The 1249-nt window shown below is 69.7% G+C and carries 1 protein-coding gene; it reads left to right on the plus strand.

What is annotated here, in order from left to right:
* Positions 1 to 57: 57 nt before the first annotated feature.
* Positions 58 to 1249 (plus strand): DNA polymerase III subunit gamma and tau (locus tag CCN51_RS50855; protein ID WP_143676210.1); only part of this gene is annotated, 1192 nt, incomplete at its 3' end.

Below are 1249 nucleotides of genomic sequence, written 5' to 3' on the forward strand. Positions count from 1 at the left end.
TCGGCGTAGGTCTCGGGGCGGCTTCGGATGTCGGTGGGCACCGATATCGTCGTAAGCGTGTCGTCCCTCGCGCTGTACCGCCGCTACCGCCCCGAGACCTACGCCGAGGTCATCGGTCAGGAGCATGTCACCGGCCCGCTGCAGCAGGCGCTGCGCAACAACCGGGTCAATCACGCGTACCTCTTCAGCGGTCCGCGCGGCTGTGGCAAGACGACCAGCGCGCGCATCCTGGCCCGCTGTCTGAACTGTGAGAAGGGGCCGACCCCGGCGCCGTGCGGGGAGTGCCAGTCCTGCCAGGACCTCGCGCGGAACGGGCCGGGTTCGATCGATGTCATCGAGATCGACGCCGCGTCTCACGGAGGCGTGGACGATGCGCGTGAGCTGCGGGAGAAGGCGTTCTTCGGGCCGGCGTCGAGCCGGTACAAGATCTACATCATCGACGAGGCGCACATGGTCACCTCGGCGGGGTTCAACGCCCTGCTGAAGGTGGTCGAGGAGCCTCCGGAGCATTTGAAGTTCATCTTCGCGACCACGGAGCCCGAGAAGGTCATCGGCACCATCCGGTCGCGTACGCATCACTATCCCTTCCGGCTGGTGCCCCCCGGGACGCTGCGCGACTATCTGGCGGAGGTCTGCGAGCGGGAGGCGATCCCGGTCGAGGACGGGGTGCTGCCGCTGGTGGTGCGGGCCGGGGCGGGGTCGGTCCGGGACTCCATGTCCGTCATGGACCAGCTGCTCGCGGGCGCGGCCGAGGATGGTGTGACGTACGCCATGGCGACGTCGCTGCTCGGCTATACGGACGGCTCGCTGCTCGACGCGATCGTGGACGCCTTCGCGGCGAGCGATGGCGCGGCCGCGTTCGAGCTCGTCAACCGTGTGATCGAGGGGGGTAACGACCCTCGGCGCTTTGTTGCCGATCTTCTGGAGCGCCTGCGTGACCTGGTGATTCTCGCCGCCGTGCCGGACGCGGCGGAGAAGGGGCTCATCGACGCCCCCGTCGATGTCGTCGAGCGGATGCAGGCGCAGGCGTCCGTCTTCGGCGGCGCCGAGCTCAGCCGCGCCGCCGACCTGGTCAACGAGGGCCTGACCGAGATGCGCGGTGCCACCTCGCCGCGGCTGCAGCTGGAGCTGATCTGTGCGCGGGTGCTGCTGCCCGCGGCGTTCGGGGACGAGCGGTCGATGCAGGCGCGGCTGGAGAAGCTGGAGCGGGGGGCTCTGGCGGGCGGTCTGGGTGGAGGCTTCCCCGGGG

This window comes from Streptomyces milbemycinicus (genome assembly GCF_002154605.1).
Taxonomy (GTDB): Bacteria; Actinomycetota; Actinomycetes; order Streptomycetales; family Streptomycetaceae; genus Streptomyces; species Streptomyces milbemycinicus.